The organism is Finegoldia sp. (genome assembly GCF_046991905.1).
Taxonomy (GTDB): domain Bacteria; phylum Bacillota; class Clostridia; order Tissierellales; family Peptoniphilaceae; genus Finegoldia.
Genome location: NZ_JBKWZF010000102.1, coordinates 1 through 4051, shown reverse-complemented (window position 1 = coordinate 4051; position 4051 = coordinate 1). Strand labels below are relative to the sequence as shown.

General features: G+C 41.5%; 1 protein-coding gene. It reads right to left on the bottom strand.

The genetic code is table 11. The annotated features are described in order from the left end of the window. Window positions 1-42: 42 nt before the first annotated feature. Window positions 43-4051, bottom strand: a 4009-nt coding sequence (locus ACLUJM_RS13145; protein ID WP_412413013.1) for a DEAD/DEAH box helicase family protein, incomplete at its 5' end; no start/stop codon positions are given.

Sequence of the window (4051 nt, the reverse complement as noted above, 5' to 3'; positions counted from 1 at the left end):
CCTTGCCCTATTACTTGCTCAAGGTAAGATTATTACAGCCCCTTACGGGCGCACCGTCATTGAATTGCTGACGGGAGTTCCTGTCGCAAAGATAACACCTTTTCCATCTGTCAGTTCGTCCATATAGCGACACTTCATAAACATATCTGATGACTTCTGAGCCTCTGATGTTGATAAGCCGGCTACATTCCTCATTTTTGTATAAAGGAACAAATTCTTGAAGCTATGACTTTCATCAACGAACAGACGATCAACACCAAGCTGTTCAAAGGTAATGACATCATCTTTCTTATCGTTGGCAAGCAGCTTATCCAGTCTTGTCTGCAACGACTTTCTTGTCTTTTCCATCTGCTTGATAGAAAAGTTTTCACCTCTTTGGTATTTCATCTCTGCTAAGGCATTTTCAATTTCCTCTATCTGCTCCCTTAGCAGCTTTTCTTGTCTTTCTGCTGAAACCGGTATCTTTTCAAACTGCGAATGACCGATAATCACAGCGTCATAATCGCCAGTGGCAATTCTTGCACAAAACTTCTTTCGATTGGCTGTTTCAAAATCTTTCTTGCTTGCTACAAGCAGCTTGGCACTTGGATAAAGCCTTAGAAACTCATTTGCCCATTGAAGCGTCAAATGGTTCGGTACGACAAAGAGTGATTTCTGACACAATCCTAATCGTTTTGCTTCCATCGCAGAAGCAGCCATCTCAAAAGTCTTTCCCGCACCTACCTCATGAGCAAGAAGCGTATTGCCACCATAAAGAACATGGGCAATCGCGTTTTTCTGATGTTCCCTCAGCTTAATATCTGGGTTCATGCCACCAAAGCGAATATGGGAACCATCAAACTCACGAGGACGGGTAGAGTTGAACATCTCATTATACTTTGCAACAAGTTCCTGCCTTCTTTTTGGATCTTTCCATATCCAATCTTGGAAAGCGTCCTTGATTGCCTGCTGTTTCTGTTGGGCAAGCGTCGTTTCCTTTTTATTCAACACTCGTTTCTGCTTTCCGTCCGGATCTTCAATCGTATCATAAATACGCACATCTTTCAGATTTAAGGAATCCTCTAAAATACGGTAAGCATTGGCTCTGTCCGTACCATAGGTTACATACGCATTGACATCATGTCTGCCCGGTACGGATTTACCTGTAATCTGCCACTCAGCTGTCAAAGGAGCATATTTTACTTCAATGCTTCTTCTCATATAGAATGGTGTTTCAAAAGTTTCTTCCATGAACTGCTGGATATAATCCTTGTCGATCCATGTTGCACCGATTCTTACATCAATCTCAGAAGCGTCCAAATCTTTCGGCTGTGCCTTTTCCAGTGCTTCTACATTTGAAGTATATCTGTTATCGTTTTTAGCTGCCAGACGGGCGATTTTAAGCTTCTCACGCACATTGCCGGACAAATACTCATCAGCAGTCTGCCACCCGTCAAAAGCCTCGTCTGAAGCCAAAGGATTTTTGAAAATGATACCGTTTAGTTCGCTTATAATATCCTCAAATTCATCTGGCGTACCTACAAGCTCAGCCATATACGGAAGATCCACCATACCTCTTTCCCCGATAGATATTGCCAACGCTTCAATCGGCGTATCCACGCTTGTGATATTAACTTCCGGTCGGATCGTTCTTTTGGTAAACATATCCGCCTTGCTTTCAAGATTTCCGTTTTCATCAATGTTCTCAAGGGAACATAAAAGGTAGTAAGAAGAATCATCGGCAAATGCCATTGAGTTGGCTCTTGAATTAAGCAAGCCATACATAGACGAAAATTCATCATAAGCTATATCCAACTCTTTCTGCTTCGTTTTGATGTCCTCGTCGAAGTAATCATTCAACTGATAGTCAATCAGTTCATTGACGATTCTTCTCAGCTCTACCATACCTTTGATTCTGCCTTTGGCTGTATCATTGAAATCACAAAGCCTCATTACTGAGTTTTCTCTGAAATAGATTTCATCATCAACCACAGCATAGGAGAAGTTCTTTACATCTGGTGTTGCCGGTATGGTTTCTGCAGCTCCCACAAGTGGCTGTTCCGATACCTCTGCTTCAACATAGCTTCCGTTGATATTCTTGATTGCATTGCTTAAAAGCTCTGATAATTCTGTACCCTCAATCGGAGCAACCGTACATTCTTCCTTACCGTACTGTGTAGACTGGCTTTCGAGCTTTCCCAACACCATCTGAGGATTTTCGACAAAGTAGCTGTTGATAGAAAATCCATCTTCGCTCTGTCCCAAATGCACCCAATCCGGTTCAATATCAATCAGGTGATCCCGTTTCTGCAAGAAGATAATATCGGACACAACATCGGTTCTCGCATTGGCTTTAAATGCGTTGTTAGGAAGTCTGACCACACCAAGAAGTTCAGCTCTTTGAGCAAGATATTTTCTAACATCTGGGCTTTGCTGATCCATCGTATATCGGCTTGTAATAAAAGCAACGATACCGCCCGGTCTTACTTGATCCAGAGCCTTAGCGAAGAAATAGTTGTGAATTGAAAAGCCAAGCTTGTCGTATGGTTTATCACTGACTTTATAATTTCCGAAAGGCACATTGCCGATAGATATATCGTAGAAATCCCTTCTGTCAGTTTTTTCAAATCCGCTGATTTTAATATCAGCATTCGGGTAAAGTTTCTGAGCAATTCGACCGGAGATAGAATCAAGCTCAACTCCATAAAGATTGCTTCCTCGCATAGATTCCGGAAGAAGTCCAAAGAAGTTACCAATGCCCATAGATGGTTCCAAGATATTTCCCGTCTTAAATCCCATCTGGGACAACGCTTCATACATTGCCTTGATGACTACCGGACTTGTATAGTGGGCATTCAGTGTAGAAACTCGTGCCATCTCATATTCCTTTTCCGGCAACAAATTCTTCAACTCTTGATATTCGCTTGACCAGTTCGATTTATTGCTGTCAAATGCGTCAGAAAGACCGCCCCAGCCGACATAGTTCGACAAAACCTCCTGTTCTTCAAAAGTCGCATTACGGTCATCTTTTTCCAAGTCATAAAGCAGCTTTATCGCTTCAACATTTCTTGCAAACTTCTGTTTCGGACCACCTTCACCTAAATGCTCGTTGCTGATGGTGTAGTTGACTGCCGGTATCTCAACACTTTCTTCTTTGGCTTCCGCATTTTTTGTATCATGCTCAACCAAGCGTTCAAAATTAGCTTTGCTTTCTACACGAAAAATAGGGTAGAGCAAGGACGGATCAAGAAGCTGAACTTCATGCTCCCTGATTTCTGTAATCTCAAACTCCGTACCCCCAAGGAATACCTTTTGACCAACCTCATAAGGATAGTCCTCTAATTCTTCTTCAGCAGCAATATCTTCCAAAACTTCCTCAGCTTCTATTGTTGCTTCTTCAATCGTTTCATCTTCTAGCGGTTCAGCTTCTTTTAATTGTCTTTTTTCAAGCTCCTCAGCTGTCAGATAGCGATCTTTTCTTATCAGCTCACCGATACGGTTTGCCACCTGAGTCCAATTCAGATTGACTGTTTCACAACCTTCTTTTTTATAGATGATTCCTTTGGCACTATGATCCTGTCCGCTATGAGTCGCACCAGATAAGGCATGGGAATGACCACCGGTACCAAACTCATTTTTCAAAAAGTCTGCTTTACTTTTAGTGTCATGGCTTTCTGTAAAATAATCATAGATTCTTTCTTTTCCACCGGAAATACCACTTCCTCTGGCAAGATCTGCATTGATTTCATCGTCCGTAATAAAAGGCTTGCTTTCCGGAAGGTCAAAGATTTCCGTTTCATAAGCTCTTCTGTCAAGGAACAGTTCTTTTACAGATTTATGCAATTCATACACTCGATGATAATGAAAACGAAGAATGCTTCTGTCTGCTTCATACTTATCAATAAAATCTTCATATTCGGCAACTATTTGATTGCAAAAACTTAAATCATTCAGTCTTTCTGCAAGTGCTTGTGTTTCGCTTGGAAACCCATATCCTTTAATTTCTGAAAGACTTGGGAAAAGATGGAGTTCCTTGCTTTCATCACTAAAATCGTGGATCAGATACCAAAGC